Annotated in this window: 22 protein-coding genes; 16 read left to right on the plus strand and 6 right to left on the minus strand. The window is 64.6% G+C overall.

The window, feature by feature from the left end:
• Positions 1 to 5 precede the first annotated feature (5 nt).
• Positions 6 to 1,718: a sulfatase-like hydrolase/transferase gene (locus AC1RQP_RS36705; protein WP_492942238.1), complete on the plus strand. Its 1,713-nt coding sequence runs from the start codon at positions 6 to 8 to the stop codon at positions 1,716 to 1,718.
• Positions 1,719 to 1,724: 6 nt separating this feature from the next.
• On the opposite strand, the gene AC1RQP_RS36710 is transcribed toward AC1RQP_RS36705, so the two are convergent.
• Together AC1RQP_RS36710 and AC1RQP_RS36715 are read right to left on the minus strand one after the other, a co-directional pair.
• Positions 1,725 to 3,284 carry a glycine betaine ABC transporter substrate-binding protein gene (locus tag AC1RQP_RS36710; protein WP_492942240.1) on the minus strand — a complete coding sequence of 520 codons (1,560 nt, stop codon included), beginning with the start codon at positions 3,282 to 3,284 and terminating at the stop codon, positions 1,725 to 1,727.
• The gene (locus tag AC1RQP_RS36715; RefSeq protein WP_492942242.1) at positions 3,281 to 4,063 is read right to left on the minus strand and encodes an ATP-binding cassette domain-containing protein; all 783 of its coding nucleotides are present in this window, start codon (positions 4,061 to 4,063) and stop codon (positions 3,281 to 3,283) included. Before AC1RQP_RS36715 ends, AC1RQP_RS36710 begins: the two co-directional genes overlap by 4 nt.
• A gap of 145 nt (positions 4,064 to 4,208) precedes the next feature.
• On the opposite strand from AC1RQP_RS36715, the gene AC1RQP_RS36720 reads away from it, so the two are divergent.
• The 11 genes from AC1RQP_RS36720 to AC1RQP_RS36770 all read left to right on the plus strand — a co-directional run bounded on the left by AC1RQP_RS36720 (position 4,209) and on the right by AC1RQP_RS36770 (position 14,388).
• Positions 4,209 to 5,027: an ABC transporter ATP-binding protein gene (locus AC1RQP_RS36720; RefSeq protein ID WP_492942245.1), complete on the plus strand. Its 819-nt coding sequence runs from the start codon at positions 4,209 to 4,211 to the stop codon at positions 5,025 to 5,027.
• Positions 5,027 to 5,815, plus strand: coding sequence for an ABC transporter permease (locus AC1RQP_RS36725; RefSeq protein ID WP_061879298.1), 789 nt, complete (start codon positions 5,027 to 5,029; stop codon positions 5,813 to 5,815). The genes AC1RQP_RS36720 and AC1RQP_RS36725 overlap by 1 nt, the downstream gene beginning before the upstream one ends.
• 90 nt (positions 5,816 to 5,905) lie before the next feature.
• A complete protein-coding gene (locus tag AC1RQP_RS36730) occupies positions 5,906 to 6,931 on the plus strand; it encodes an ABC transporter substrate-binding protein (protein WP_239626282.1) in 1,026 nt (341 codons plus the stop codon).
• A gap of 30 nt (positions 6,932 to 6,961) precedes the next feature.
• Positions 6,962 to 7,666, plus strand: coding sequence for an NUDIX hydrolase (locus AC1RQP_RS36735; RefSeq protein WP_492942248.1), 705 nt, complete (start codon positions 6,962 to 6,964; stop codon positions 7,664 to 7,666).
• A gap of 94 nt (positions 7,667 to 7,760) precedes the next feature.
• Positions 7,761 to 9,071 (plus strand): ABC transporter substrate-binding protein, encoded by a 1,311-nt coding sequence (locus tag AC1RQP_RS36740; RefSeq protein ID WP_492942250.1) that lies wholly within the window; start codon positions 7,761 to 7,763, stop codon positions 9,069 to 9,071.
• Between the two features lie 15 nt (positions 9,072 to 9,086).
• A complete protein-coding gene (locus tag AC1RQP_RS36745; RefSeq protein WP_061879292.1) occupies positions 9,087 to 9,854 on the plus strand; it encodes an ABC transporter ATP-binding protein in 768 nt (255 codons plus the stop codon).
• A 3-nt stretch (positions 9,855 to 9,857) separates the two neighbouring features.
• Complete coding sequence (locus tag AC1RQP_RS36750) at positions 9,858 to 10,562, plus strand: ABC transporter ATP-binding protein (RefSeq protein ID WP_492942252.1); 705 nt, start codon at positions 9,858 to 9,860, stop codon at positions 10,560 to 10,562.
• 5 nt (positions 10,563 to 10,567) lie between these two features.
• Positions 10,568 to 11,449 (plus strand): branched-chain amino acid ABC transporter permease, encoded by an 882-nt coding sequence (locus tag AC1RQP_RS36755; protein WP_492942254.1) that lies wholly within the window; start codon positions 10,568 to 10,570, stop codon positions 11,447 to 11,449.
• Positions 11,446 to 12,465, plus strand: a complete 1,020-nt coding sequence (locus tag AC1RQP_RS36760) for a branched-chain amino acid ABC transporter permease (protein WP_028177145.1) — start codon at positions 11,446 to 11,448, stop codon at positions 12,463 to 12,465. The genes AC1RQP_RS36755 and AC1RQP_RS36760 overlap by 4 nt, the downstream gene beginning before the upstream one ends.
• Positions 12,425 to 13,354: a polyphosphate kinase 2 family protein gene (locus AC1RQP_RS36765; protein ID WP_492942256.1), complete on the plus strand. Its 930-nt coding sequence runs from the start codon at positions 12,425 to 12,427 to the stop codon at positions 13,352 to 13,354. The genes AC1RQP_RS36760 and AC1RQP_RS36765 overlap by 41 nt, the downstream gene beginning before the upstream one ends.
• Positions 13,351 to 14,388: a patatin-like phospholipase family protein gene (locus AC1RQP_RS36770; RefSeq protein ID WP_194392461.1), complete on the plus strand. Its 1,038-nt coding sequence runs from the start codon at positions 13,351 to 13,353 to the stop codon at positions 14,386 to 14,388. The genes AC1RQP_RS36765 and AC1RQP_RS36770 overlap by 4 nt, the downstream gene beginning before the upstream one ends.
• A gap of 290 nt (positions 14,389 to 14,678) precedes the next feature.
• Here AC1RQP_RS36770 and AC1RQP_RS36775 read toward each other — a convergent pair whose 3' ends face one another.
• On the minus strand, positions 14,679 to 15,563 hold the full coding sequence (locus AC1RQP_RS36775) for an MBL fold metallo-hydrolase (RefSeq protein ID WP_492942258.1): 885 nt from the start codon (positions 15,561 to 15,563) through the stop codon (positions 14,679 to 14,681).
• A gap of 717 nt (positions 15,564 to 16,280) precedes the next feature.
• Here AC1RQP_RS36775 and AC1RQP_RS36780 point away from each other — a divergent pair.
• The 4 genes from AC1RQP_RS36780 (at position 16,281) to AC1RQP_RS36795 (ending at position 21,599) form a co-directional block, all read left to right on the plus strand.
• Positions 16,281 to 18,611, plus strand: coding sequence for a mechanosensitive ion channel domain-containing protein (locus tag AC1RQP_RS36780; RefSeq protein ID WP_492942260.1), 2,331 nt, complete (start codon positions 16,281 to 16,283; stop codon positions 18,609 to 18,611).
• A 286-nt stretch (positions 18,612 to 18,897) separates the two neighbouring features.
• A complete protein-coding gene (locus AC1RQP_RS36785) occupies positions 18,898 to 20,550 on the plus strand; it encodes an NAD-dependent malic enzyme (protein WP_492942262.1) in 1,653 nt (550 codons plus the stop codon).
• A gap of 250 nt (positions 20,551 to 20,800) precedes the next feature.
• Positions 20,801 to 21,319 carry a septal ring lytic transglycosylase RlpA family protein gene (locus tag AC1RQP_RS36790; RefSeq protein WP_492942264.1) on the plus strand — a complete coding sequence of 173 codons (519 nt, stop codon included), beginning with the start codon at positions 20,801 to 20,803 and terminating at the stop codon, positions 21,317 to 21,319.
• A gap of 103 nt (positions 21,320 to 21,422) precedes the next feature.
• On the plus strand, positions 21,423 to 21,599 hold the full coding sequence (locus AC1RQP_RS36795) for a hypothetical protein (protein WP_492942266.1): 177 nt from the start codon (positions 21,423 to 21,425) through the stop codon (positions 21,597 to 21,599).
• Positions 21,600 to 21,741: 142 nt separating this feature from the next.
• On the opposite strand, the gene AC1RQP_RS36800 is transcribed toward AC1RQP_RS36795, so the two are convergent.
• The 3 genes from AC1RQP_RS36800 to AC1RQP_RS36810 form a co-directional block, all read right to left on the minus strand.
• Positions 21,742 to 22,047, minus strand: a complete 306-nt coding sequence (locus AC1RQP_RS36800) for a hypothetical protein (protein ID WP_239626257.1) — start codon at positions 22,045 to 22,047, stop codon at positions 21,742 to 21,744.
• Positions 22,048 to 22,145: 98 nt separating this feature from the next.
• Positions 22,146 to 22,418, minus strand: coding sequence for a hypothetical protein (locus tag AC1RQP_RS36805; protein WP_239626255.1), 273 nt, complete (start codon positions 22,416 to 22,418; stop codon positions 22,146 to 22,148).
• A 131-nt stretch (positions 22,419 to 22,549) separates the two neighbouring features.
• Positions 22,550 to 25,231 carry a flavin-containing monooxygenase gene (locus AC1RQP_RS36810; RefSeq protein ID WP_492942268.1) on the minus strand — a complete coding sequence of 894 codons (2,682 nt, stop codon included), beginning with the start codon at positions 25,229 to 25,231 and terminating at the stop codon, positions 22,550 to 22,552.
• Positions 25,232 to 25,257: the final 26 nt, after the last annotated feature.

A 25,257-nucleotide genomic window follows, 5' to 3' on the forward strand; every position in this document is an offset into this window, starting at 1 on the left:
TGTCGATGGCGTCCGCGCCCAATCCAGGTCCTTCTGCCACGATGGCCGTGCTGGCGAGCGTTGCCGCGCTCGGCATCTGGCGCCTGCTCGCGGTTGCAGCGCCGCATCTCGCTGCGCTCGCGCTGATGTACAAGACCGAGACCGATTTCGGCTCGCGCCTGTCCTTTGTGCTCGCCTGGGGCATCCTGAACTTCTTCTGGATCACGCTGCTGCGGCGGCCGGCGCTCTCGGGCGCATTGTCGCTGACCATGGTCGTCGTGCTGGTGCTGCTGTCGCAGCTCAAGCACGAGGTCGTGCAGATGACGGTCAATTTCATCGACCTGATGATGATCGACCGCGACACCGTCGCGTTCCTGTTCACGATCTTCCCGAACTTGCGCTGGTCGGTGATTCTGGCCGGCCTGATCACGCTGCCGTTGATGTATTCGCTGTGGTGGCTCGACCCGTTCCGCGTCCGCCGCCTGCCGGCGCTGGCCTGCAAGCTCGCCTGCCTCGCCGGGCTTGTCGGGTATTCGCTCTACCATCCGGATGAAGCCTGGCGCAGCTATTACGACGACGGCTATCTCTCGAAATTCTTCCGCTCGGGCGTCAGCGCGGTGTCGGATTTCGCGCAGCACGGCTTCATGGAGGCGGCCGCTTCGACCAATGAACGGCTCAACATGCCGCTGGTCGATGCCTGCCATCCCGCCGGCCGCCGGCCGAACATCGTCATGATCCATGATGAATCGAGCTTCGACATCCGCGCGGCGCAGGGCATCAAGGTGCCGCAGGGCTATGGCAGCCACTTCACGTCCTGGGACGGCAAGCAGCGCACGTTCCTCGCCGAGAGCAATGGCGGACCGAGCTGGTTCACCGAATACAACGTGCTCGCGGGGCTTTCTTCGCGCTCGTTCGGACGCTTCGCCTATTTCGTGACACGCATTGCCTCGAGCCGGGTTGAGCGCGGCCTGCCGCTGGCGCTGCGCCGCTGCGGCTACGAGACGCTGTCGCTCTATCCCGCCAACGGCGGCTTCATGGGCGCGCGCAGCTTCCAGATGACGACCGGCATCGAGCGCTTTCTCGATTCGAAAGATCTCGGCGCGAAGGATGTCGAACCCGACAGCTTCTTCTACGACAAGGCGCTCCAGCTGATGGGCCAGCAGCCGCCGAACAAACCGCTGTTCACCTTCATCTATCTCGGCGCCAATCATTTCCCCTGGGAGACGCGCTTCCGTCCCGAGCTGCTGCCGAACTGGCGCGCGCCGGGCAATGTGCCGTCGATCGACGAATATCTGCGCCGGCAGGCGATCAGCGCCGAGCAGTACAGGGCCTTTGTCGCAGGCCTGAAGAAGAACTTTCCGGGCGAGCCCTTCCTGATCGTGCGCTACGGCGATCACCAGCCGGAATTCGCACCGCAGATCCTCGAGCCCGGGCTCGACGAGGGCGCTCTCGGCAAGAAGCTGGACAATTACGATCCGCGTCTCTACGCGACCTATTATGCGATCGACGCCGTCAATTTCGAGCCGCTGAAGAGCGCGGCGGTGATGGACACGATCGACGGTCCCTATCTGCCGCTGGTGATCCAGGAAGCTGCCGGCATCCCGCTCGACCCGTCCTTCGCCGAGCAGAAGGAGATCATGCTCCGCTGCGAGGGCATCTTCTACGGCTGCAAGGACGGCGCCGAGGCGCGGCGACTGAACCGGCTGCTGATCGACGCGGGGATGATCAGGGGACTGTAGCCGTCTTTATTGTCGCCTGATCTTGTCCAACAGCCACTTCGCCACCGCATCCGGCGACGAGTTCGCATCGTTGCCGCTGGCGCGCAAATTGGCTTCGCGCATGGTGGCGATGTCGATCTTGCCGAGCAGCGGCCTCAGCGCCGCCTGCAATCGCTCGTCACCGGCGCGTTTCGGCGCGAGCAGCAGGATCGCGTCGTAGGGCGGGATGGCGTGCCTGATATCGTCCAGCGCGACGAGATCGTACTTCGCGATCAGGCCGTCGCTGGTGTAGCCGGCGATCACGTCGACCTCGCCGCTGGCGGCGGCCGCATACATGAAATCCGGCTGCATCTGGCGTTGGGCGCGGAACGAAAGGCCGTAGGCCTTTTGCAGGGCCGCCCATTCGGGCCGCGAGAAGAATTCGTAGTCGCCGGCAATCGACATCGTCGATGTTTGTGCGGCGAGATCGGCGATGGTGCGGATGCCGAGCGCCTCGGCGCGCTTCCTCGGCATCACCAGCGCATAGGCGTTCTCGAAGCCGAGGTCGCCGAGCAGGGTGATGTTGTCCCTGGCGAGCGCTGTCTTGAGTTCCGCGAGCAGCTCGGTGCGCGGCTTGATATCGCTGCGATGCAGCTGGTTGGCCCAAAGCGTGCCGGAATAGTCGACATAGAGATCGATATCGCCGGCCTTCAGCGCTTCGAAGATCACGCTCGAACCGAGGCTCGAGCGTGCCGTCGCGGACAGGCCGGCGGCCTGAAGACGGTCCCTGAGCAGCGCGGACAGCACATATTGCTCGGCAAATGTCTTGGCGCCGACGATGTAGCCCTGCGAGGAGCGCCCCATTGTCGGCACCAATGCTGCGGCAACGAGGGTCGCGATCCCGACGCAGCCGAGCGCTGCGCGCAGACGGCTGCGACGACGCAGACCGTTCTCGATCAGGCCAAGCAGTTGATCGACGGCGAGCGCGAGCAGGGCCGAGGCCAGGCAGCCGAACAGCACGAACACCCAGTTCTGGGTCTGGAGCCCGGCAAAGATGTAATTGCCGAGGCTGGTCTGCCCGATCGGGGTCGACAGCGTCGCGGTGCCGATCACCCAGACTGCGGCGGTGCGGATGCCCGCCATCATCACCGGCAGTGCCAGCGGCAGCTCGACCATGAGCAGCGATTGGCGTCCGGTCATGCCGACGCCCTTGGCGGCTTCGATCAGCGCGGGATCGATGCCGTTGAGCCCGGTAATGCCGTTGCGCAGCACCGGCAGCATCGAATAGAGCGCCAGCGCCAGCATCGCCGGCAGGAAGCCGAACGCGGAGAAGGAAACGCCGAACCAGGCCAGCGCGACCGAGGCCGCCGCGAGCAGCAGCGGATAGAACAGTGCAAGCAGCGCCAGTCCCGGCACGGTCTGCACGATGCTGGCGAACGCGAGCAGCATGCCGCGCGGCGCCGGGCGATTGCGCGTGAGGATCGCCAGCGGCAGGCTGACGGCGAGACCGAGCGCCAGTGCGGCAAGGCTGACCTGCACATGGTTGCCGAGATAGTCGGGCAGATGCGCCAGCGCCTCGCCCCAGCGTGGATCGGCGAGGAGGCTCATGCCGCACCGCTCTGCGGCAACAGCGCATTCAGCCGCTCGGCCTGGCGCCGCGGTGTGCGCAGCAGCTCCAGCACGTAGGCGTCGCCGCTCTTGGCGAGCTCATTGGGCGTGCCCTGCGCCAGCAGCTGTCCGCCGCGCATCACTGCGATGCGGTCGGCGAGCAGAATCGCCTCCGTCATGTCATGGGTGATCATCACTGTGGTCAGCCCCAGCTTGCGATGCAGCGAGCGATAGTCGTCGCCGAGCGCATCGCGGGTGAGGGGATCGAGCGCGCCGAACGGCTCGTCCATCAGCACGATGCGAGGCCTTGCCGCGAGCGCCCGCGCCACGCCGACGCGCTGACGCTGGCCGCCGGAGAGCGCTTCCGGCAGACGGTCGCGATGCGCAACACGGTCGAGCTGCACCAGCTCGAGCAGCTCGTCGACACGCGCGGCGATATCCGCCGCCGACACACCCAGCAATCTCGGCGTGATCCCGATATTGTCGGCGACGCTCAAATGCGGGAACAGCCCGCCGCTCTGGAACACGTAGCCGATCCGCCGACGCAGCGCCACCGGATCGACGTCTCTCACGTCCTCGCCCTCGACGGTGATGGTACCGCCGTCGGCCTCGATCAGCCGGTTGGCGAGCCGCAGCAGCGTGGTCTTGCCCGAGCCGGAGCCGCCGACGATCGCCACAAACTCGCCCTCGGCGATGTCGAGCGATACATCGCTCAGAGCCATGAGGGAGCCGAAGCTCTTGGTGACGTGCTGGTAGCTGATCGCCAGCTGGGAGGGCATCGCAGGTGAGCTCGTTTCTTTCTTACCCTTCCCCTCCAGGGGAGGGTAAGAGCGCGGCAGCGCGGTATGCGTAGCATGCTTGGCGCCTTGATTGAACTTGGCCGCGCGAGCGGCTAAGGCATCGGCCTGAATTCGGAGGAAGCACATGACGACGCCCACGGCAGTGGCGCTGGAAGATGCCAAGGTCGCGTTCCGCCTCGGGGACGGGCGGGTCTATACGGCGGTTGAGAAAGCCCATCTCACGGTCGCCCAGGGCGAGTTCGTCGCCATCGTCGGCCCGACCGGCTGTGGGAAATCGACGCTGCTCAACGTTGCGGCCGGGCTGCTGAAGCCCGCGGCCGGCAGCGTCCAGATATTCGACCGGCCGCTGGCGGGGCTGAACCGAGATGCCGGCTACCTGTTCCAGGCCGATGCGCTGTTCCCGTGGAAGACCGCGCTCGACAATGTCGCGATCGGGCTCGAGATCAAGGGCACGCCGCGCGCCCAAGCGCTGCCGCGGGCGCAAAAATGGCTGACGTCAGTCGGCCTCGGCGCCTTTGCGGGCCGCTATCCGCACATGCTCTCCGGCGGACAGCGCAAGCGTGTGGCGCTGGCGCAGGTGCTGATCCGCGATCCAAAAATCCTGCTCATGGATGAGCCGTTCGGGCCACTCGATGCGCAGACCCGCCAGGTCATGGGCAACCTGCTGCTCGACTTGTGGAACGCCGACCGCAAGGCCGTGCTGTTCGTGACCCATGATCTGGAAGAGGCGATCGCGCTCGCCGACCGCGTCGTGATCATGTCGGCCGGGCCGTCCTCGCGCATCATCGGCGATTGGCGGGTGAGCTTGCCGCGCCCGCGCGACATCTTCGAGGTGCGGCTGGACAAGGAATTCCATGCGCTGCATCGCGAGATCTGGAGCGTGCTCAAGGACGAGGTGATGAAGGGCTACGCGCAATCCACGCACGCGGCGGAGGCGGTCTGATGTCGCGTCCGACGTTGCTTGCGCTGCAAATCCTGGTCGCGGTCGTCTGCATCGTGCTGTGGCAAGTGCTGTCGACCGTTCCCGTGTTCGGCAAGATCCTGCTGCCGCCGTTCTTCTTCTCCAACCCATTCGACGTGTTCAGCCAGATCGTGAAATGGTTCTCGTCCGGCGTGATCTGGAAGCACCTCGGCATCACATTGGCGGAATCGATCCTCGCCTTCGTGATCGGATCGCTCGGCGGCGTGCTGGTCGGCTTCTGGTTCGCGCGCCAGCCGCTGGTCGCCGCCGTGTTCGACCCCTACGTGAAGATGGTCAACGCGCTGCCGCGCGTCGTGCTGGCGCCGATCTTCGCGCTGTGGCTCGGCCTCGGCATCTGGTCCAAGGTCGCGCTCGGCGTCACCTTGGTGTTCTTCATCGTGTTCTTCAACGTCTATCAGGGCGTGAAAGAAGTCAGCCGCACCGTGCTCGACAACGGCCGCATGCTCGGCATGAGCGAGCGGCAGTTGATGCAGCACGTGTATTGGCCGTCGGCGCTGTCCTGGATGTTCTCCTCCCTGCACACCTCGGTCGGCTTCGCGGTGGTCGGCGCGGTCGTCGGCGAATATCTGGGATCGGCGGCGGGGCTCGGCTATCTCATTCAGCAGGCCGAGGGCGTGTTCGACGTTGCCGGTGTGTTCGCCGGCATGTTCGTGCTCTCGGCCTTCGTCATCCTGATCGACTTCGGCGTCACGCTGGTGGAGCGGCGGCTGTTGGTCTGGAGGCCGACCGCGTCGGACGGGCGCGGCTAGGCTGTGACGGTCTCGATTGAATGACCGGAGCAGCGCTTCTCAAGCCCGTCCCGCTGCTTTATGGTGCCGCCGGCCGAACGGAGGAACCCAATGAAGAACACGATTGCCAGGCTCGCCGGCGCGCTGCTCGTGCTGACGCTCACCACCTCGCTTGCCGCGGCGCAAAGCAAGGTGACCATCGCGGTCGGCGGCGGCTCGTGCCTGTGCTACCTGCCCACGGTGCTGGCCAAGCAGCTCGGCGAATACGAGAAGGCCGGCCTCAATGTCGAACTCGTGGATCTCAAGGGCGGTTCGGACGCGCTGAAGGCCGTGCTCGGCGGCAGCGCCGACGTGGTCTCCGGCTATTTCGACCATTGCGTCAATCTCGCGGCCAAGAAGCAGGAGCTCCAGTCCTTCGTGGTCTATGACCGTTACCCCGGTCTCGTGTTGGTGGTCGCACCCTCGCGCACCAACGACATCAAATCGGTCAAGGATCTCGCCGGCAAGAAGGTCGGCGTCAGCGCGCCCGGATCTTCCACCGACTTCTTCCTCAAATACATGCTCAAGAAGAACGGCGTCGATCCCGCCGATACCGCCGTGATCGGTGTCGGCCTCGGCGCCACCGCGGTCGCCGCCATGCAGCAGGGCCAGATCGACGCGGCCGTGATGCTCGATCCTTCGGTGACCGTGCTTCAGGGCAGCCACAAGGATCTGCGCATCCTGTCGGACACCCGCACCCAGAAGGACACGCTCGAGACGTTCGGCGGCGAATATCCGGGCGGCGCGCTGTACTCGACCGCGGCCTGGATCAACGGCCATGAGAAGGAGACGCAGGCGCTCACCAATGCGATCCTCGCGACGCTGGCCTGGATCCATGCGCATTCGCCCGAGGAGATCATGGCGAAGATGCCGGAGCAGGTGGTCGGCAAGAACAAGGACCTCTATCTCGCCGCGCTGAAGAACACGATCCCGATGTTCTCGGAAACCGGCAAGATGGATCCGAAGGGCGCGGATGCCGTGCTTGCGGTGTTCAGCGTCGGCTCGCCCGAGGTCGCGAACGCCAAGATCGACGTCAGCAAGACCTTCACCAACAAATTCGTCGACCAGGCCAAGAAGACCACGGGCAATGCCAAATAGCCGACGCGAAGGCGTGGTATCCGCCCCGTCATGACGTCACCTGTCATTCATCGCGTCACGACGCTTGATCTTGCCGTCCGGCCGGTCGTGTGGCCGTTCGCGGAGGAACGGCGCGCCGAGATTGCGGCGCATTTCGCCGAGAAGCAGCGCGAGCGGCCGAAGATCTGGAACGGCCGCGTCTTGCTCGGGCGCGATGCCGTGTTCACCGATCGCCATCTCGCCGCGACCTATTTCGAGACCGATTTCGCCAGCTTCCTCGCCTGGCGCGACTGGGGCTTTCCAGACACGGCCGTGTTCAACGGTTTCGGCATGGGCGCACTGCGCACCTCCGACGGCGCCTTCGTGATGGGCGAAATGGGACAGCACACCGCCAATGCGGGCCGCATCTATTTCCCGTCGGGCACGCCCGACCTCGGCGACGTCAAGGGTAGCGCCCTCGACGTTCCCGGCAGCGTCGTCCGCGAGATCGCGGAGGAAACCGGGCTGACCCCCGACGACTACGCGGCGGAGGCGGACTGGCACTGCGTCGTCTCCGGCCGCGCGATTGCGATGATTCAGATCCTCAACCTGGACATGCCGGCCGACGAGGCCCGCGCCCGGATCGAAGCCAATCTCGCACGTGACGACGAGCCTGAATTGTCGGCCATTCATCTCGTGCGCGACATGGGTGATCTGAGGCCGTCCATGCCGCGATTTGTCACGGCCTTCGTCGAGCGCCAGTTCGCCTCGCGCTGATGCGCGAGGCTTGACATCGCCGCGCTCAGCCCATGTGATGGGCAAAAAGCAAAACCAACAAGAATGCGATGCACAATCGTCCAGGGAGGTTTTGATGCGCCTGCGCATGGCTACCCGTTTGGTACGTGGGCTGTTGGTCGCGATATCAGCGACAGGCTTGGCGGTGTCCGCCGAGGCCCAGGAGAAGAAGCTCAAGATCGGCGTCATCTATGATCTGACCGGCCCGCTCGCCGGCGGCGGCTCGGAGCTGCAATATACCGGCGCAAGAATCATGCTGGATCAGTACAGCGCGAAGGATGTCGAGGGCTACAAGATCGAGGCGATCTATGCCGATGCTCAGAGCAAGCCGGACGTCGCCATCAATGAAGCGATACGTTTGATCGAGCAGGAAAAGGTCGACATGCTGCTCGGCTTCTTTTCCTCGGCGCAGTGCGTGCCGGTGGCAGCGCGCGTCGAGCAGCTGAAGAAGTTCATGTGGATCACGACCTGCATTTCGTCCGCGGTGCTGGAGAACAAGAATTACAAATACGTGTTTCGGCCGCAGGCCTCCGGCGATCAGTTCGGTATGATGACGATGGACTTCATCGCGCAGAATACGAAGGAAAAGTTGGGCAAGGATCCGAAGGACCTGCGGGTCGCCATCATCCATGAGGACGGCGCCTACGGCGTCGACGTTGCCAAAGGCAATGAAGCTGGTGCCAAGAAGGCCGGTTTCAACATCGTGCTCAGGGAAGGCTATTCGGCCACGGCTCCGGATTTGTCTGCGCTGGTCACCAAGCTGAAGCGGGCCAAGCCGGATGTGATCTTCCACACCGGCTACAATCCCGACATCACCCTGTTGCTCCGGCAAGCCCGCGAACAAGGGCTGAAGTTCGGTGCATTGGTGGGACATGGCGCCGGCTACGGGGTCTATGAGAAGCTGAAGGAAGGCCTGGGCGCCGACGTAAACTACTTCTTCAACACCGATCCGATCTCGATCTGGCTCGCCAACCAGAAGAGCATGGATCCGAAGCTGCCGCCGATCATCAAGGCGGTTGGCGAGGAGTTCGACAAGCGCAAGCCGGGCGTCGCCATCCGTTCGGCTCATGTCGGCATGGCTGCGTCCAACACCTACCTGTTCCTGACCGACGTGCTGCCGCGAGCGATCAAGAAATATGGCGGCATAGATCCCGACGCCCTGCGCAAGGCAGCACTCGACACCGACATACCCGAAGGTGGCACCATGCTCGGCTTCGGCGTCAAATTCCACGGCGATGGCTCGCCAATGGCCGGCCAGAACGAGCGCTCGTTCCCCGTCGTGATCCAGTACGTCGACGACAAGTCCTACGTGGTGTGGCCCAAGAGCCAGGCGCAGCGCGAGGCCGTGCTGCCGCTGCCGAAAGGCACCACCTACAGCAACCAGTAGCGGCGGAGAGCGGCGGTGCTGGAAGTGAACGGGCTGGTGAAGCGATTTGGCGGCTTCACCGCCGTGAACAACGTGTCGTTCAAGGTCGACGAGGGCGAGATCCTCGGTCTGATCGGCCCCAACGGTTCGGGCAAGAGCACGATCTTCAACATGCTCTCCGGCACGTTGGCGCCGACATCAGGTTCGATACTTTTCGCCGGCCACGAGATCGCGGGCCTCGCGCCGCACCGGATCATCAACAGCGGCATCGGCCGCACCTTCCAGATTCCGCGCCCCTTCCGCCGCCTGACCATTTTCGAGAACGTTGCGCTTGCCGGCTTCTACGGCCAGGGCCGCCACAGCCGCGCCAGGGCGGAAGAGGCGGCCGAGCGCTCGCTCGCCATGGTCGGCCTGCCCACCGATCGCCATGCCAGCGTCGATGGCCTCGGCGCTGCCGGCCTGAAGAAGCTCGAGCTCGCCAAGGCGCTCGCCACCGCACCGAAGCTGCTGCTCGCCGACGAGAGCCTCGGCGGTCTCGACGAGGCCGAGATGGATCAGGCGGCCGACATGCTGCGCAACATCCGCGACGAGCTCGGCATCACCATCATCTGGGTCGAGCACATCATGGGCGTGCTGATGCGGGTCGTCGATCGCGTCATGGTGCTCGATCACGGCGAGAAGATCTCGGAAGGCCTGCCGAGTGCGGTCGCCGGCGATCCGCGCGTGATCGAGGTCTATCTCGGCACCGATGCCGAGACCACGCAGGCCGCGGCCGCCGAAGCGCGCCGCCGGGCGGGAGGCTAGCCGATGCTGGAGCTTCGCGGCGTCAATGCCGGCTATGGCACCTTCCAGGCGTTGTTCGATGTCAATCTCGACGTGAAGGCCGGCGAAGCCGTCGGCGTCATCGGCCCGAACGGCGCCGGCAAGACCACGCTGATGCGCGTGATCTCCGGCCTGATCAGGCCTTCGCGCGGCTCGATCAGAATGGAAGGCGTCGACCTCGTGGCGACGCCATCGCACAAGATCGTCAGCCTCGGCATTGCGCATGTGCCGGAGAACCGGCGGCTGTTTCCGCAGCTCACGGTGGACGACAATCTCAAGATGGGCGCCTTCATGAAGGAGGCGCGCGGGCACTATGCCGAGCGGCTCGACGTCGTGTTCGAGCTGTTCCCGCGGCTGAAGGAGCGCCGCCACCAGATGGCGGGCACCATGTCCGGCGGCGAGCAGCAGATGTGCGCGATCGGCCGCGCGATGATGTCCAATCCGAAGCTGCTGCTGCTCGACGAACCCTCGGCGGGGCTTGCGCCGGTCGTGGTGCAGCAGGTGTTCGAGCTGGTGAAGCGGATTCGCGCCAGCGGGCTAACCGTGCTGATCGTCGAGCAGAACGTGCAGCAGGTGCTGAAAGTGGTCGACCGGGCCTATCTGATCGAGGCCGGCTCGATCCGCGCATCCGGCACCTCGGCCGAGATGCTGGCGAGCGACACGGTCAAGGAAGCGTATCTCGGGGTGTGACGGGCATGCAGGCGTTCCTGGACATTTTCGACATCTACCTGTTGGAGGCCGTGATCAACGGCATCCTGCTCGGCGGCGTGCTGGCGCTGCTCGCGCTCGGCCTCAATCTGATCTTCGGCGTCATCGACGTCACGTGGATCTGCTATGCCGAGCTCGTGATGATCGGCATGTACGGCATGTACTTCATGGTCCAGTACTACGGGCTCAGCTATTTCGTCGCCGCGCCGCTCACCATCCTGCTGGTCGCGGTGCTTGGCGCTGCGCTGCACTACCTCGTGATCGCGCCGCTGCTGACCGCGCCGCCGATCAACCAACTGCTCGCGACCGGCGGCGTGCTGTTCGTGCTCCAGAGCTTTGCCACGGTCGCCTTCGGCATCGACTTCCGCAATCTCGGCATCCGCCTGCCGGTGCTTGCCTTCGGCGAAATGAACTTCAGCTATGCACGGCTGCTATCGTTCCTGGCGGCGCTGGTTGGCATGGTCGCCGTCTATCTGTTCATGACGCGAACCTTCACCGGCACGGCGATCCGCGCCATCTCGCAGGACCGCCAGATTATGGCGCTGATGGGCGTCGACACCAGGCGGATCTATCTGATCACCTCGGCGCTGGGCGGCGCGCTGGCCGGCCTCGCCGCCTGCCTCCTGGTGCTGCAATATGACGTGCATCCCTTCGTCGGCCTGTCCTTCGGGCCGATCACCTTCCTGATCTGCGTGCTCGGGGGCCTCGGCAATTTCATCGGCGGCTTCATCGCCGCCTTCGTGTTCGCCGAGATCATCTCGCTCGGCGGCCTGTTCTCCGATCTCGAATGGGGCTATGTGCTCGCCTTCGCCTTCTTCATCGTCATGATGTTCATCCGGCCCGCGGGCCTGCTTGCGAGGCGCCGATGATGGGGCAGGGGCGGCTTGCAGCCTGGGGAATAGGCCTGGCGGCGCTGATCGCGCTGCCCTTCGTCTATCGCGATCCCTATCATCTGCACATCCTGGTGCTGATCCTGATCTGGTCGTTCGCCTACACCTCCTGGTCGATGATGGGGCGGTTCGGCCTGGTCTCGCTCGGCCATGGCGGCTTCATGGGGATCGGCGCCTATGTCACGGCGCTGCTCTGGAATCACCTCGGCCTGTCGCCCTGGATCGGCATCCCCATCAGCATGGTCGCGGCCGGCGCGCTGGCGCTGATCGTCGGCTATCCCTGCTTCCGCTTCCGCATCACCGGCCATTATTTCGTGCTGGTGACGCTGGCGCTCTCCGGCATCGTGCTCCAGGTCATCACCGCAACACGCGACTACACCGGCGGCTCGCTGGGCTACACGCCGAACCGGACCTCGGGCAACAAGCTGCTGGCGCTGCAGTTCGACGACAAGACGACCTGGTACCTGATCGCGCTCGGGATCTGGCTCTTCGGCATCGTGGTCTGGCACTGGGTGGATCGCAGCATGGCGCGCTATGCGCTGGAGGCGATCTCGGAGGACGAGGACGCCGCTGCCGCCGCCGGCGTCGATGTCACGGCGGAGAAGCTGAAGATCACGCTGCTCAGCGCGCTGATGACGGCGCTCGCCGGCGCGATCTACTGCCAGTACCAGATGTTCATCACGCCTGACACGGTCAGCGGCATCGCGGTGTCGCTCCAGATGGTGTTCGCTGCCATCGTCGGCGGCCTGTTTGTCTCGCTCGGCCCGACCGTCGGCGCCATCATCACCATTCTGCTGGCCGAAACGTTGCGCATCGGCTTCGGCACCAAGGCGGTCGGCTGGGACAACCTCGTCTACGGCGTGCTGCTCGTCCTTTTCATCATATTCCTTCCCAAGGGCATCCTTGGTAGCTTGCTCGACCGATTGAAGCCGCAACGCAAGGTGCCCCGCGCTCATGAACAAGAAGCCGTCCAAATCGCTCGCCCAGGAACTTGACCGCTACATCTCGCCATTCCGCCACGATGGTTCGGGCAAGTTTCACCTCAAGGACCACAAGACCGACGAAAGGGGCGATCTCGACAAGGAGAAGGCGCAGGCGGTCCTCGAGTCGAACAAGAAGCGGATGATCGAATTTCAGGAGAAGCTTTACGCGCAGGACCGCTGGTCGCTCCTGATCGTGTTCCAGGCGATGGACGCCGGCGGCAAGGATTCTGCGATCAAGGCGATCTTCGAGGGCATCAATCCGCAGGGCTGCGAGGTTCATGCCTTCAAGGCACCGAGCAGCAAGGAGCTCGATCATGACTTCCTCTGGCGCCATATGATCGCGCTGCCCGAGCGCGGGCGTATCGGCATCTTCAACCGCTCCCATTACGAGGAATGCCTGGTGACGCGCGTGCACCCTGAGATTCTCGCCAAGGAGAAGCTACCGCAGAAGCTCGTGACCAAGCACATCTGGAGGGAGCGGTTCGAGGACATCTCGGCCTTCGAGCGCTATCTCTGCCGCAACGGCACCGTCGTGCTGAAATTCTTCCTCAACGTCTCCAGGGAGGAGCAACGCAAGCGCTTCCTCGAGCGGCTGGAGGATCCGGCCAAGCAGTGGAAGTTCTCGATGGACGACATCAAGGAGCGCGCGCTGTGGCCTCGCTACCAGGCGGTCTATCAGGACATCGTTCGCCACACGGCGACGCCCCACGCGCCCTGGTACGTCGTGCCCGCCGACCACAAATGGTTCGCCCGTGTCGTGATCGGCTCCGTGATCAACGCGACGCTCGAAAAGCTCGACCTGCGCTTTCCTCGCGCCGACAAGGCCTCCCTCGCCGAGTTCGAGCAGGTACGCAAGGCGCTGGAGAAAGAGGAGACGGGAGGCAGGAAGAAAGCCAAGTGACAGCCAACCGTACCTCGGACCGCAAGACCGTCAATTTCGCGCTCCAGGGCGGCGGCGCGCACGGCGCCTTCGTCTGGGGCGTGCTCGACCAGGTGCTCGAGGACGGCAGGCTCGCGATCGAGGCGATCAGCGCGACCAGTGCGGGCGCCATGAATGCGGTCGCGATGGCCTCCGGCATGGCGCACGGAGGTGCTGAGGCCGCGCGGGAGAGCCTGCACGCTTTCTGGTACGAAGTGTCGCGCATGGACATGGCGTACGATTTGATGTCGCCGCTGAACCAGTGGATCCAGGCGCTGAGGCTGCCGCCGGAATATCATCCGGTCCACGCCGTCATCCATACGCTGACGCACACGCTGCCGCCGGGCCTGCTCAATCCCTTTCATTTCAATCCGCTCCGCGCGTTGCTGCAGCGCGTGGTCGATTTCGACCTGCTCAATTCCTCGCCCGAGGCGCCGCAGCTGTTTCTCAACGCCACCAACGTGCGCACCGGCAAGATCAAGGTGTTCCAGAGCCCGCTGCTCACGGCGGAGACCGTGCTCGCCTCGGCCTGCCTGCCGCCCTATTTCCAGGCCGTCGAGATCGACGGCGAGCATTATTGGGATGGTGGCTATCTCGGCAATCCCGCGATCTATCCGCTGATCTACCGCAAGGGCAGTCACGACGTCATCATCGTGCAGGTCACGGCGATCCGGCGCGACGAGCTGCCGACCAGCGCAGCCGACGTGCTCCACCGCATCAACGAGATCAGCTTCAATTCGTCCCTGATGCGCGAGATGCGCGCGATCGCCTTCGCCACGCGGCTGATCGACGACGGCGAGCTCGACAGCGACAGGCATAGTCGCATGTACATGCACTGGATCGGCAACGACCAGTTGATGTCGCAGCTCGGCACCGCCACGCAGTTCCACCCAGAGTGGAGCCTGTTGTGCCGCCTGCGCGACGAGGGCCGCGAGGCGGCACGAAGCTGGCTGGCACGACACTTCGACCAGATCGGAAAATCCTCGACGGTCGACCTGGCGGACATGTTTCTCTAGGTCGCCCCGCCTGCATCGACAAGAAAGTACGAAAACAACCCCATGCACAGTAGCCCGTGCCAGCGGAATCAATGACTTGGCGAGGCAGCTCGTGCTTTACGGATTTGGCGAAGCCGTTTGACTCGTCGGGCAAAACAGGGGCATGATGTCATGATCGCCGCGGACCGGTACGGTGGGCGAAGCGTGGCCACTATTGTTCATGCGAAAGGGATGGCGGGCACGGCGCTCTGGCGCCTTTGCCTATCCTGAACCCTCACGGCCCTCTGTAGACTCCCCTCTGTAGACTCCCCTCAATATCCGCGAGCCCACCAGTAGCAGAAGCGCTCGATATTAGCGGGAAGCGCGGTCTCGTAATTCGCCCATTTCTCGTATTTCGGCAGCTTCACTTCCTTCATCGCGACGTCGACGCACTTGCCGGCATCCGCCGCCTTCTTCACCTCGGCCGAGAGGTCCTCCATGTAGGCGATGTCGTCCTCGACGTCCTTCCTGGTGCCGAGGCGACCGCCGGCATAGGGATGGCCGGGGATCATCCGCTCCCAATCGAGCGACGCCAGCTTCTTCAGCGAGGCGATATATTCCAGCGGCGAGGCGTTGTCGGGGATGTTGCGGAACTGGACCTGCTCGATCGGAGCGAAGTCGACCACGAAGACGAGCTTTTCCTTCGGCAGCCGCATCACCAGCGAATTGTCGGAATGGTTGCGGCCGACATAGTTCAGCTCCAGCGTGGTGCCGCCGAGCGTGATGCTCTTCCTGTCATCCACCACCTGATCCGGCATCACGACGTCCGCGAGCAGAGATTTCTGCTTCTTCAGCTCGAGCAGGCGCTCCCTGGTCTTGCGGTGCGCGATGAAAGTCGCGCCGAGGTCCTTGAAGGGCTGGCCTCCGGCGATGTGATCGTAGTGATGGTGGCTGTAGATGACGTATTTGATCGGCTTGTCGGTGACCGCCTTGATCGCGTCGATATAGGGTTTGGCGGGACGCAAATAGGAGATCGGATCGGTCGCGATCACGCCTTGCGGGGTCACCACGAACATCGACTGATGGCCGCCATAGCGGAAGATGTAGACGTTGTCGGTGCCGTCGACCTTCCTGGTGGACGTCTGCGGCGGGTTCTGCGCGAATGCTGATCCGGTGACGAGGGCAGCGAGAACAGCGATGCAAAATGATGCTTTCATCTCTGGCTTTCCGGACATGAACGAGGGCGACGGAGGCGGATATTCTCTTCGATACAAACGCTGCCGTCAGGGATTTATTCCGCCGCTTTCACGGGGCCAATCGCTCGTGGGAACGGCCTGGAACGCGCCTTCAAATGTGATTTTAGGGCCTTTGATCCCGCTTGACAGTTTTGTGTCGCAGGAGGACCATGCCGAGGGTCGCAAACAAGCGACACGCAACGTCCACCTCATGAGCAAGGGGAGGTCTATGACGCCACCTCCGCAAATCCAGCCGCGTTAATTGCGATGGAGCTCGTTCGGACTATCGCATAGCGGCAGAAACCGCGAACGGCACGCCGGGACAAGGTTTAGCGGGCTGCATCAGTGAGGCAAAGCCCCTACCTTCCCGGCGCTGTATTTTGCATCACATCGATCGCGTCTGACGGCCGTGACGAGGCCGCCGCGATGGGCATTCATGACATTCTGCTGTCCGCCGTCCTGCTCCTCGCCGTCGTTCCGCAATGACGGGAGAGGTCTTTGCGCGCACGGGGACCGAAGGCGTTTCGTTGACGCCGCGGCTCCTGATCCTGCATTGCGGCAAATGCCAAGAGAATGTCGCCTCAAAGGCCAACTTCCGACACAGGACCCGGGCGAATAGCGGCAATCCGACATGATGCATGTGCTTCGTCGGTGACGGTCCCGACGCCGCCGGCGCATTCGTATTTCCAGGGAATCCTCGTGTCGCATAAGCTGGCCGCGGCGCTCCTCGCCGCTCTCTTCCTCACGATTTCGCCTTCCTCCGGCGCCCGTGCCGAGCCGTCTTCGCGGCCGGCAAACAGCGCTGCCGCACTGTCGCCCGACGAGGCGAAGCGCGCGCTGGAAACCCTTCAGGACGACAAGAAGCGCGCGCAGATGATCGACACGCTCCGCGCGATCGCCAACGTGTCCGGTCCGCAGCAACCCGCGCCCGAGCCAAAATCGCCGATCCCGCTCTCAGCCGACGGCCTCGGTGCGCAGCTCCTGCTCACGGTGTCGGAGGAGATCGGCGAGATCTCGGGTGAGATCGCCAGCATGGCGCGGACGCTCACGCACTTCCCGGCGTTCTATTACTGGATCATGCGGACCGCGAACGATCCCGCGGCCTACAACCTCCTGATCGAGATCGCCTGGAAGCTGGCGCTGGTGTTCGGTTCTGCCTTCTGCGCGGAATGGGTGATCTTCCGCCTGATCCGGCGTCCGGTCGCGTTCCTGGAAGCGCGCGCGCCGCAAACAGCACGTCTGCCAGTGCAGGCCCCGCCGATCGCCGATCCGCCGTCATCGGTCGCGGATGTCACCCCGGAGCCGGAACTGCACAAGCGCCGTCACAGCCTCGCGCGGATCTGGCAGCTGTTGCTGCGGCTGCCTTTCGTGCTGGGCCGCATCGTGCTTGAACTGCTTCCCGTGATCGTCTTCGTGGGCGTTGCTACGGCACTGCTCGGGACCGAGATCGGCGAACCCACCACCGTCCGCCTCGTGATCCTCGCAGTCGTCAACGCCTACGCGTTCTCGCGCGGGCTCATCTGCATGGTCCGGGCACTGGTGGGGCCATTCGGCCTGTTCCCGGTGCGCGCCGAGACCGCCGCCTATATCGAGATCTGGGCGCGCCGCATCGTCGGTGTCGGCGTCTCCGGCATCGCCTTTGCCAATGTGGCGCTGCTGCTCGGCCTGCATCGCGCCGGCTACGCCGCGCTGCTGCGCATGGTGATGCTGGTCGTGCACCTCTTCATCGTCGTCATCATCCTGCAATGCCGTCGCCAGGTCGCCGACGCCATCCGCGCGCCGGCCGAGCGGCAGGGGATTGCGGCCCGTTTGCGCAATCGCATCGCCGGGGGCTGGCACTATCCTGCCATCGCGCTCGATCTCGCATTGTGGGCGGTTTGGGCGCTCAACATCCGCAACGGCTATTCGCTGCTGCTGCAATATTTCGTCGGCACGGCCGTGGTGGCGCTGGTCACGCGCGTCGTCATCATGGTGACGCTGGGCCTGATCGACCGCGGCTTCCGCATCAAGCCGGAGATCCTCCAGCGCTTTCCGGGCCTCGAGACCCGTGCCAACCGCTATCTGCCGCTGCTGCGCAGGATCGTGTCCGGTGTGATCGCCTTCATCGGCTTCGTCGCCGTGCTCGAAGTCTGGGGCGTCGACGCCATCGTCTGGTTCTATGGCGGCCAGATCGGCAGCAGGCTGATCTCCGCCGTGGTGACGATCGGCCTTGCCGTGTTCATCGCAGCCGCGATCTGGGAAGCCAGCAACGCGCTGCTGGACCGCCAGATCAATGCGCTGTCCCGGGACGGTCATTATGCCCGCGCCGCGCGTTTGCGCACCTTCCAGCCGATGCTGCGCACGGCGCTGCTCTGCCTGATCGCCACGGTGGTCGGCCTCACGGCGCTCAGCGAGATCGGCGTCAATGTCGCGCCGCTGCTCGCGGGTGCCGGCATCGTCGGCATCGCGATCGGCTTCGGTTCGCAAAAGCTGGTGCAGGATCTCATCACCGGCCTGTTCCTGCTGCTGGAAAACACGGTCCAGGTCGGTGACAATGTCAGCGTCTCCGGGCTCTCGGGCGTGGTCGAGAACGTCTCGATCCGCACCATTCGCCTGCGCGCCGGCGACGGCGCCGTCCATATCGTGCCCTTCAGCGCGGTCACGACCATCACCAATGCCAGCCGCGGCGCGGGCAACGCCTCGGTCAGCGTCAACGTCGCCTACAAGGAGGACACCGACCGTGCCGGCCAGATCCTCAAGGACATCGTCGACGAGATGCGCCGCGAGCCTGAATTCCGTGCGTTGATACGCGGCGACCTCGAGCTCTGGGGCATCGACAAGGTCGACGGTGCGATGGTATCGATCGTCGGCCAGATCCGCTGCACCGAGGCCGGGCGCTGGCCGGTCCAGCGCGAATTCAACCGGCGCATGAAGCTGCGCTTCCAGCAGAACGGTATCGAGGTCGCATCCGCCACCCAGACCATTTTGATGCACATCGCGCCGCCAGCGGATAGCGCCGCCAGTCTGACGCCGCGGCGGGCGGCTGGATAAGCTGTCCCCAAGATTTCCGGCTTGCCTCTATTGATTGATGCGGCAGCGCGAACATGGCCGCTTTCATGAGGCCGAGACGGTGACATGGTAGCCTCTCGTTGTGACGGCCGACATCAGGCCGGAGTAGCGCCGTTAACCCTTTTTCTCGCGCGCAACTGCCAGGCGCTCGCGAAAAGCTCGCTGCGGTGCGAGATCACAGTTCATGCCCAGTCTCTCCGTCCTTGATCTGGATGAAGCGCTGGCCGACAATGTCCGCGGTTCAAATAGAAGCTCCTTGGGGGAATTCGTGAATAGACCTGCCCGGGTCGTTGCCCAATCGACGTCGTCCAATTCGCAGCAAGGCATGACGCTGCTGCGCGATCCCTTGCTCAACAAGGGGACTGCCTTCACGGAAGCGGAGCGCGAGACGCTCGGCCTGCGCGGCCTCCTGCCGCCTTGCGTGCTGACGATGGAGACGCAGGCCCAGCGCGTGCTCACCAATCTGCGCACGCTGCCGACGGATCTGGAAAAATACGTCGCCCTGAATGCGCTGCATGACCGCAACGAGGCGCTGTTCTTCCGCGTCGTCGTCGACAATATCGACGAAATCCAGCCGATCATCTACACGCCGACGGTCGGGCTCGCCTGCCAGAAATACGGCCTGATCTTCCAGCGGCCGCGCGGCATGTTCATCTCCTCGCGCGATCGCGGCCAGATCGCGGAGATCCTGAAGAACTGGCCCTATCCGGCCAAGCTGATCGTCGTCACCGACGGCGAGCGTATTCTCGGCCTCGGCGATCTCGGTGCCAACGGCATGGGCATTCCGGTCGGCAAGCTCTCGCTCTATTCGGCCTGCGCCGGCGTGCATCCGGAAGCGTGCCTGCCGATCGTGCTCGATGTCGGCACCAACAACGAGGAGCTGTTGAACGATCCCTATTATCTCGGCCTGCGCGAGCGGCGGCTGACCGGCGAAGCCTATGACAGCTTCGTCGACGAGTTCATGCAGGCTGCGCGAAAGACTTTCCCGGGCGTGCTGATCCAGTTCGAGGATTTCGCCAATCACTCCGCCTTCAAGCTGCTGCACAAGTACCGGGATGAAGCCTGCGTCTTCAATGACGATATCCAGGGCACCGCGGCGGTGGCGCTCGCAGGCCTGTTCTCAGGCTTGCGCATTTCCGGCGGCAAGCTCAGGGATCAGCGCATCCTGTTCCTCGGCGCGGGCGAGGCCGCAACCGGCATCGCCGATCTCGTGGTCTCCGCCATGATGGCCGAGGGTGCCACCGAGGCCGAGGCGCTCCGCCGCAACTGGCTGGTGGATTCCCGCGGTCTCGTCGTCGGCGGCCGCGAGGGCCTCTCCGGTCACAAGCTCCGCTATGCCCACACTGACCAGGCACCGATCGCCGACTTCCTCACCGCGATCAAGACGCTGAAGCCGACGGCGATCATCGGCGTCGCCGCGGTTGGCGGCGCCTTCACACCCGACGTGCTCAGGACAATGGCCGAGCTCAACGAGCGGCCGATCGTGTTCGCATTATCCAACCCGACGTCGAAGGCCGAGTGCTCGGCGGAAGATGCCTATCGCTACACCGAGGGCCGCGCGCTGTTCGCCTGCGGCAGCCCGTACGATCCGGTGAAGCTCAACGGCCGCAGCTTCGTGCCGCGCCAGGGCAACAATTCCTACATCTTCCCCGGCGTCGGCCTCGGCGTCATCGCCAGCGGCTCGCGCCTCGTCACCGACGAGATGTTCATGGCGGCGGCCCATACGCTTGCCGATTGCGTCGGCAAGGAGGACCTCACGCAAGGCAGTCTCTATCCGGCACTGCCGCGCATCCGCGAGGTCTCGGTCCGCATCGCTGCGGCCGTTGCCGACGTCGCCTATCAGCGCGGGCTCGCGGACGGACCAGCGCCGAATGACGTGAAGGCTTTGGTCCAGTCGCAGATGTACGAGCCGAAATACTGAGGCCCCAAAGCGCGATGCGATCAGGATCGCCGGAACGCAATCCGGTCAGGCGCTCGCCATCCTCCGATGAGGCGCCTGATTTCGCAGCCTCGCACGCTGGCCAAGGGCCGACTGTTCCGATTCAGAACACGCACTGTGGTGGAATCGTCACAGCCGGTCGTGAAACGTCCGCGGCCCCAGAGCCGCTTTTGTTCCGACAAGGTTCTGCCCTCATTGCCGACCGAAAATCCGGTCGTTCGGAGGGCGTACCATGTCTCGCATTGCACGTGCCGAAACTGCCCGGATTTCCTTCGTAACCTCGTGCCGGCTGCTGCTCGCGGTCGTCGCCGCAGCATCGCTCGCCGCCTGCGCTCAAGCGCCGGTCGGCCGCCAGAAGGCCGATCTCGCCGGTACCAGCCGGCATGCCGCGGTGGAGCGGCTGCACAGGGTGGCGGCGCTGCATCCACGCCCGATCAGCCGGGCGCGTGCCCCGGACCGTGACGCCAAGCAGACCCCCGCGCATGGCGTCGCCAGCTTCTATTCGGATACGGAAACCGCGAGCGGCGAGAAGTTCGACAAGAACGAGTTGACCGCGGCGCATCCGACCCTGCCGTTCGGCACCAAGCTGCGGGTCACCGATACCTCCTCCGGCCGCTTCGTCACCGTCAGGGTCAACGATCGCGGACCCTATATTCGCGGGCGCGTGGTCGACATCACTCCCTCTGCGGCCGAGGCGCTCGGCATGGTCGACAAGGGCATCACCAATGTCAGGCTTGAGGTCGTGCAATAGGGCACGACTCGGCAAGACCGATGCGACGCGCTTAACCGGCTGTTAGCTGCTTCTCAAGCACCATGGCTGCCCACACAATTCGGGGCATTCGGGGAGGCGGCGCTTGAACACGATCCAGTATCTCGAAGATCAGGCTGCGCGCGCCGAGCGGCTCGCCAAACGGATCACGGATACGCTGACGATCGAAAAGCTCCTGACCTTCGCCCGCGAGCGCCGCCGCGAGATCGAGGTCATCGCCGGCAAGCACCGCGGCACGCGTTCCCCGCAGACCATGCTTTGAGCTCATCGCGCCACGTCATTCGGCGCGGAGCTCCTTTTTTCGGGCGCCGTCCCTGCGTGCATGAAAATGACACTGAGGTGCGCCCTCGAAGAGCGCCGCGGAGCCGGCGCTTCTTTATCGCCCGCAATCGGCGCAACGGGCTTTAGCGGTGGCTCTCGACGAAGTCGCTGAGATAGTCGGGCAGCGTCACGCCATCGATGTCGCAGCGCGCCTTTATCTCGCCGGCGACATCGGCCGAGATGTCCTTCATCCAATGCTCGAGCGTGTTGAACGAAATCACCTTGACGGGGTCGTTGAAGCAGCCGGCGACGAGTTCGTCGATCGTGGTTTCGAGATCGCTCCGCTCAATGCGGATTTCGGTCGACCGGTCGAGGCGATCGATCACCACGAAGAGAGTCTGGTCTGCGCCATAGGGCACGACAGGTGAAGGTATGCCAGCTTCAAGCATCTGAGGCGCTCACGCCTTGGCTTCCGATCTTGGCTTCCGATCGCTGACAACGGAAAAGTCCGGATGAAGGTTCCTACGCGCGTGCTTGCAAGCTGCCGTCAGAGAAATTCCCTCAGCCGCGACAACTCGATGACGTGCTCGGGCGAGAGGATCTCAGTCACGAGTGGCGGCTGCGGCGCCGTCCGGATCTCATAGAGATGCCGGGTCGCTGCCGGCTTCTCCATGAAGGCCGAGATGCACTCGTCGAGGGTACCTTCGCTGATCTGGTATGATTCCCGGTCCGGCCGGCGCTGGTTTGCAAGCGACGGCCATTTGTACAGCACCGCGAGCGCACCAAAATCGACCTTTGAACCCGCGACTGCATCCCCCATCGCCTCGCCTCACGCAAGAAGCACCCCAGCACGCCAATTTGCGTGCCGGGGCTCGCACCTATCGCTGCATCTCAATGCCGCAAGCGCCTCAACGCGGCAGCCGGGAAAAGGTTCCCGCCGTCTCGTCGCGATCAGCTCGCCGCCGCCGCGATCTTGAGGCTGGCCTGACCGCTGCTGTGCTCGTCGCCGCGGCTGACCTCCGGCGGGAGCCCGGCGAAGCGGCGCAAGGCTTCGGCCATCCGCACCCGGCCTGGCACTCCGGTGATCACCACATCGACCATGGTGAAGGATGAGTGGAAGTGGCCGCGGGCCTGAAGCTGTTCGACCTGGACGCTGGCTGCGGCCATTGCCTCGGCATAGGCGACGCCCTCGTCGCGCAACGGATCGAACTCGCAGGTGACGACGAAGGCCGGCGGCAGGCCGGCGACCTTGCCGCGCAGCGGCGAGACGCGCGGATCGGTGCGGTCGGCCGGGGAGCAGTAGAGGTCCCAGAACCAGTACATCAGCGAAAGCGTCAGGAAATAGCCGGTCGCATTGTCGTTGTAGGACGGGCGATCGAAGGTGCAGTCCGTGACCGGGCATATCAGGAGCTGGCCCGCGATTTCGGGCCCGCCACGATCGCGCGCGAGCTGGCAGGTGACGGCGGCGATGTTGCCGCCGGCGCTCCAGCCCGCGACCAGCACCGGACCCGGTTTGCCGCCGAGCTCGCCGGCGTGCTCGGCGATCCAGCGCGTTGCCGCATAGCCGTCTTCAGCCGCGGCCGGGAAGCGATGCTCCGGCGCGTGGCGATAGCCGACGCTGACGAACATCATGCCGGTTCGCCGCACCATGTCGCGGCAGAACGGCTCGTCCGACTGCTCGTCGCCGAGCACCCAGCCGCCGCCGTGGAAATAGACCACGACCGGATGCGGGCCGGGCGCTGCGGGCTTGTACACGCGATAGGGCAACGGACCGTCGGCGCCAGGCAGGGTGCCGTCGACGATCTCGCCGACCGGCCGTCCTGCCGGGCGGCTCTTGTTGAACTCGTTGACGAAGGCGCGCGCCCCGATCGCGCCCATCGACTCGATCGGCGGCAGGTTGAGCGATGCGAGCAGGTTCAGCACCAGCCGCACGTCCGGCTGCAGGCGCACCACCTCGCCGTCATTGCACTGCGTGGCACCGTTGGGGCCGGTGAGCCTGAAGCCGAGCATGCCGCGGCTGACCACCTCGTCGCAGATGCTGCGATAGGGGCCGACGCCACCGGTATAGGGCATCAGTCCCTGGACTTTGCCGGGCACGTTGGCGCCTGTGTACCAGGTGTTGGCGAGCCGGTGCAGCGTCAGCGTCGAACAGTCCGCCATGTGCCGGCCCCAGCCGGCCTGCGCAGTTTCTGTCGGCTCGATCGTGGTGAAGCCGTCCTCGCGCAGCGCAGCAAGGCGATCCACGACCCAGTCGACATGCTGCTCGATCGACACCGCCATGTTCGACAGCACCGACGGGCTGCCGGGGCCGGTGATCATGAAGAAGTTCGGGAAGCCCGCGACCGTGAGGCCGAGATAGGTCTCCGGTCCCTTCGCCCACACGTCGGAGAGCGACTTGCCGCCGCGCCCGGTGATCGGGTGCACGGCGCGGATCGCGCCGGTCATCGCATCGAAACCGGTCGCGAACACGATGACGTCGAGGTCGATGCTGCGCCTGGCCGTCGTGATGCCGCCTGCGGTGATCGCCTTGATCGGCTCCTGGCGCAGATTGACCAGCGTGACGTTCGGTCGGTTGTAGGTGGCGTAGTAGTTGGTGTCGAGACAGGGGCGCTTCGCCCCGAACGGATGATCGTCCGGCATCAGCGCCGCCGCGGTTTGCGGGTCCTTCACGGCGGCTGCGATCTTCTCGCGGATGAGATCGCAGATCAGCTTGTTGCCTTCGAGGTCGACCGCCTGGTCGGCCCACAACTGCGTCAGGATGTAGACGAGATCGCCCTTGCCCCAGGCTTCCTCGAACCGCGCGCGGCGCGCGGCGTCGGTGAGCTGCCAGCTCACGACCGCCTGCTGCGGATAGGGCACACCGGCCATCGACTGACGCGCCTGCTCGCGATAGGCGGCGCGATCGCCCTGCAGCAGGCTCATGCGGTCCGACGGCGCCGGGCCGTTATGCGCGGGCAACGCGAAATTCGGCGTGCGCTGGAACACGGTCAGATGTGCGGCCTGCTCGGCGATCAGCGGGATCGACTGGATCGCCGACGAGCCCGTGCCGATCACGGCGACGCGTTTTCCCGACAGATTGACGCCGTCATGGGGCCAGCGGCCGGTGAAATAGACCTCGCCTTTGAAGTCCTTGACGCCATCGATCTCCGGCGGCTTCGGCGCGGAGAGGCAGCCGGTGGCCATGATGTAATGGCGGCAGGAGACCGGTGCGCCATTGTCGGTCGTGATGAGCCAGCGCTCGGACGCATCGTCCCATCTGGCTTCAGTGACCTTGGTCCTGAAACGAATGTCGCGCCTGAGACCGTAGCGATCGGCGACGAAGCCGAGATAGCGCAGGATCTCGGGCTGGGTCGCGTATTTCTCCGACCATGTCCAGGCGGTCTCGAGCTCCGGATCGAAGGTGTAGCTGTAGTCGACGGTCTGAATGTCGCAGCGCGCCCCCGGATAGCGGTTCCAGTACCAGGTGCCGCCGACATCGCCGGCCTCTTCGAGAGCAACCGCGGAGAAGCCGGCCTTGCGCAGGCGATGGAGAAGATAGAGGCCGGCAAATCCGGCGCCGACCACGGCGACATCGACCTGCTGAGCGGTTCCGCGCTCATCGGAGGCACGTGTGGCAACCATTGCGTCAGGCATGGCATTCCTCCCGTATGTTCTGTTTT

It is taken from the genome of Bradyrhizobium sp. GW821-FHT13H06, from assembly GCF_058803975.1.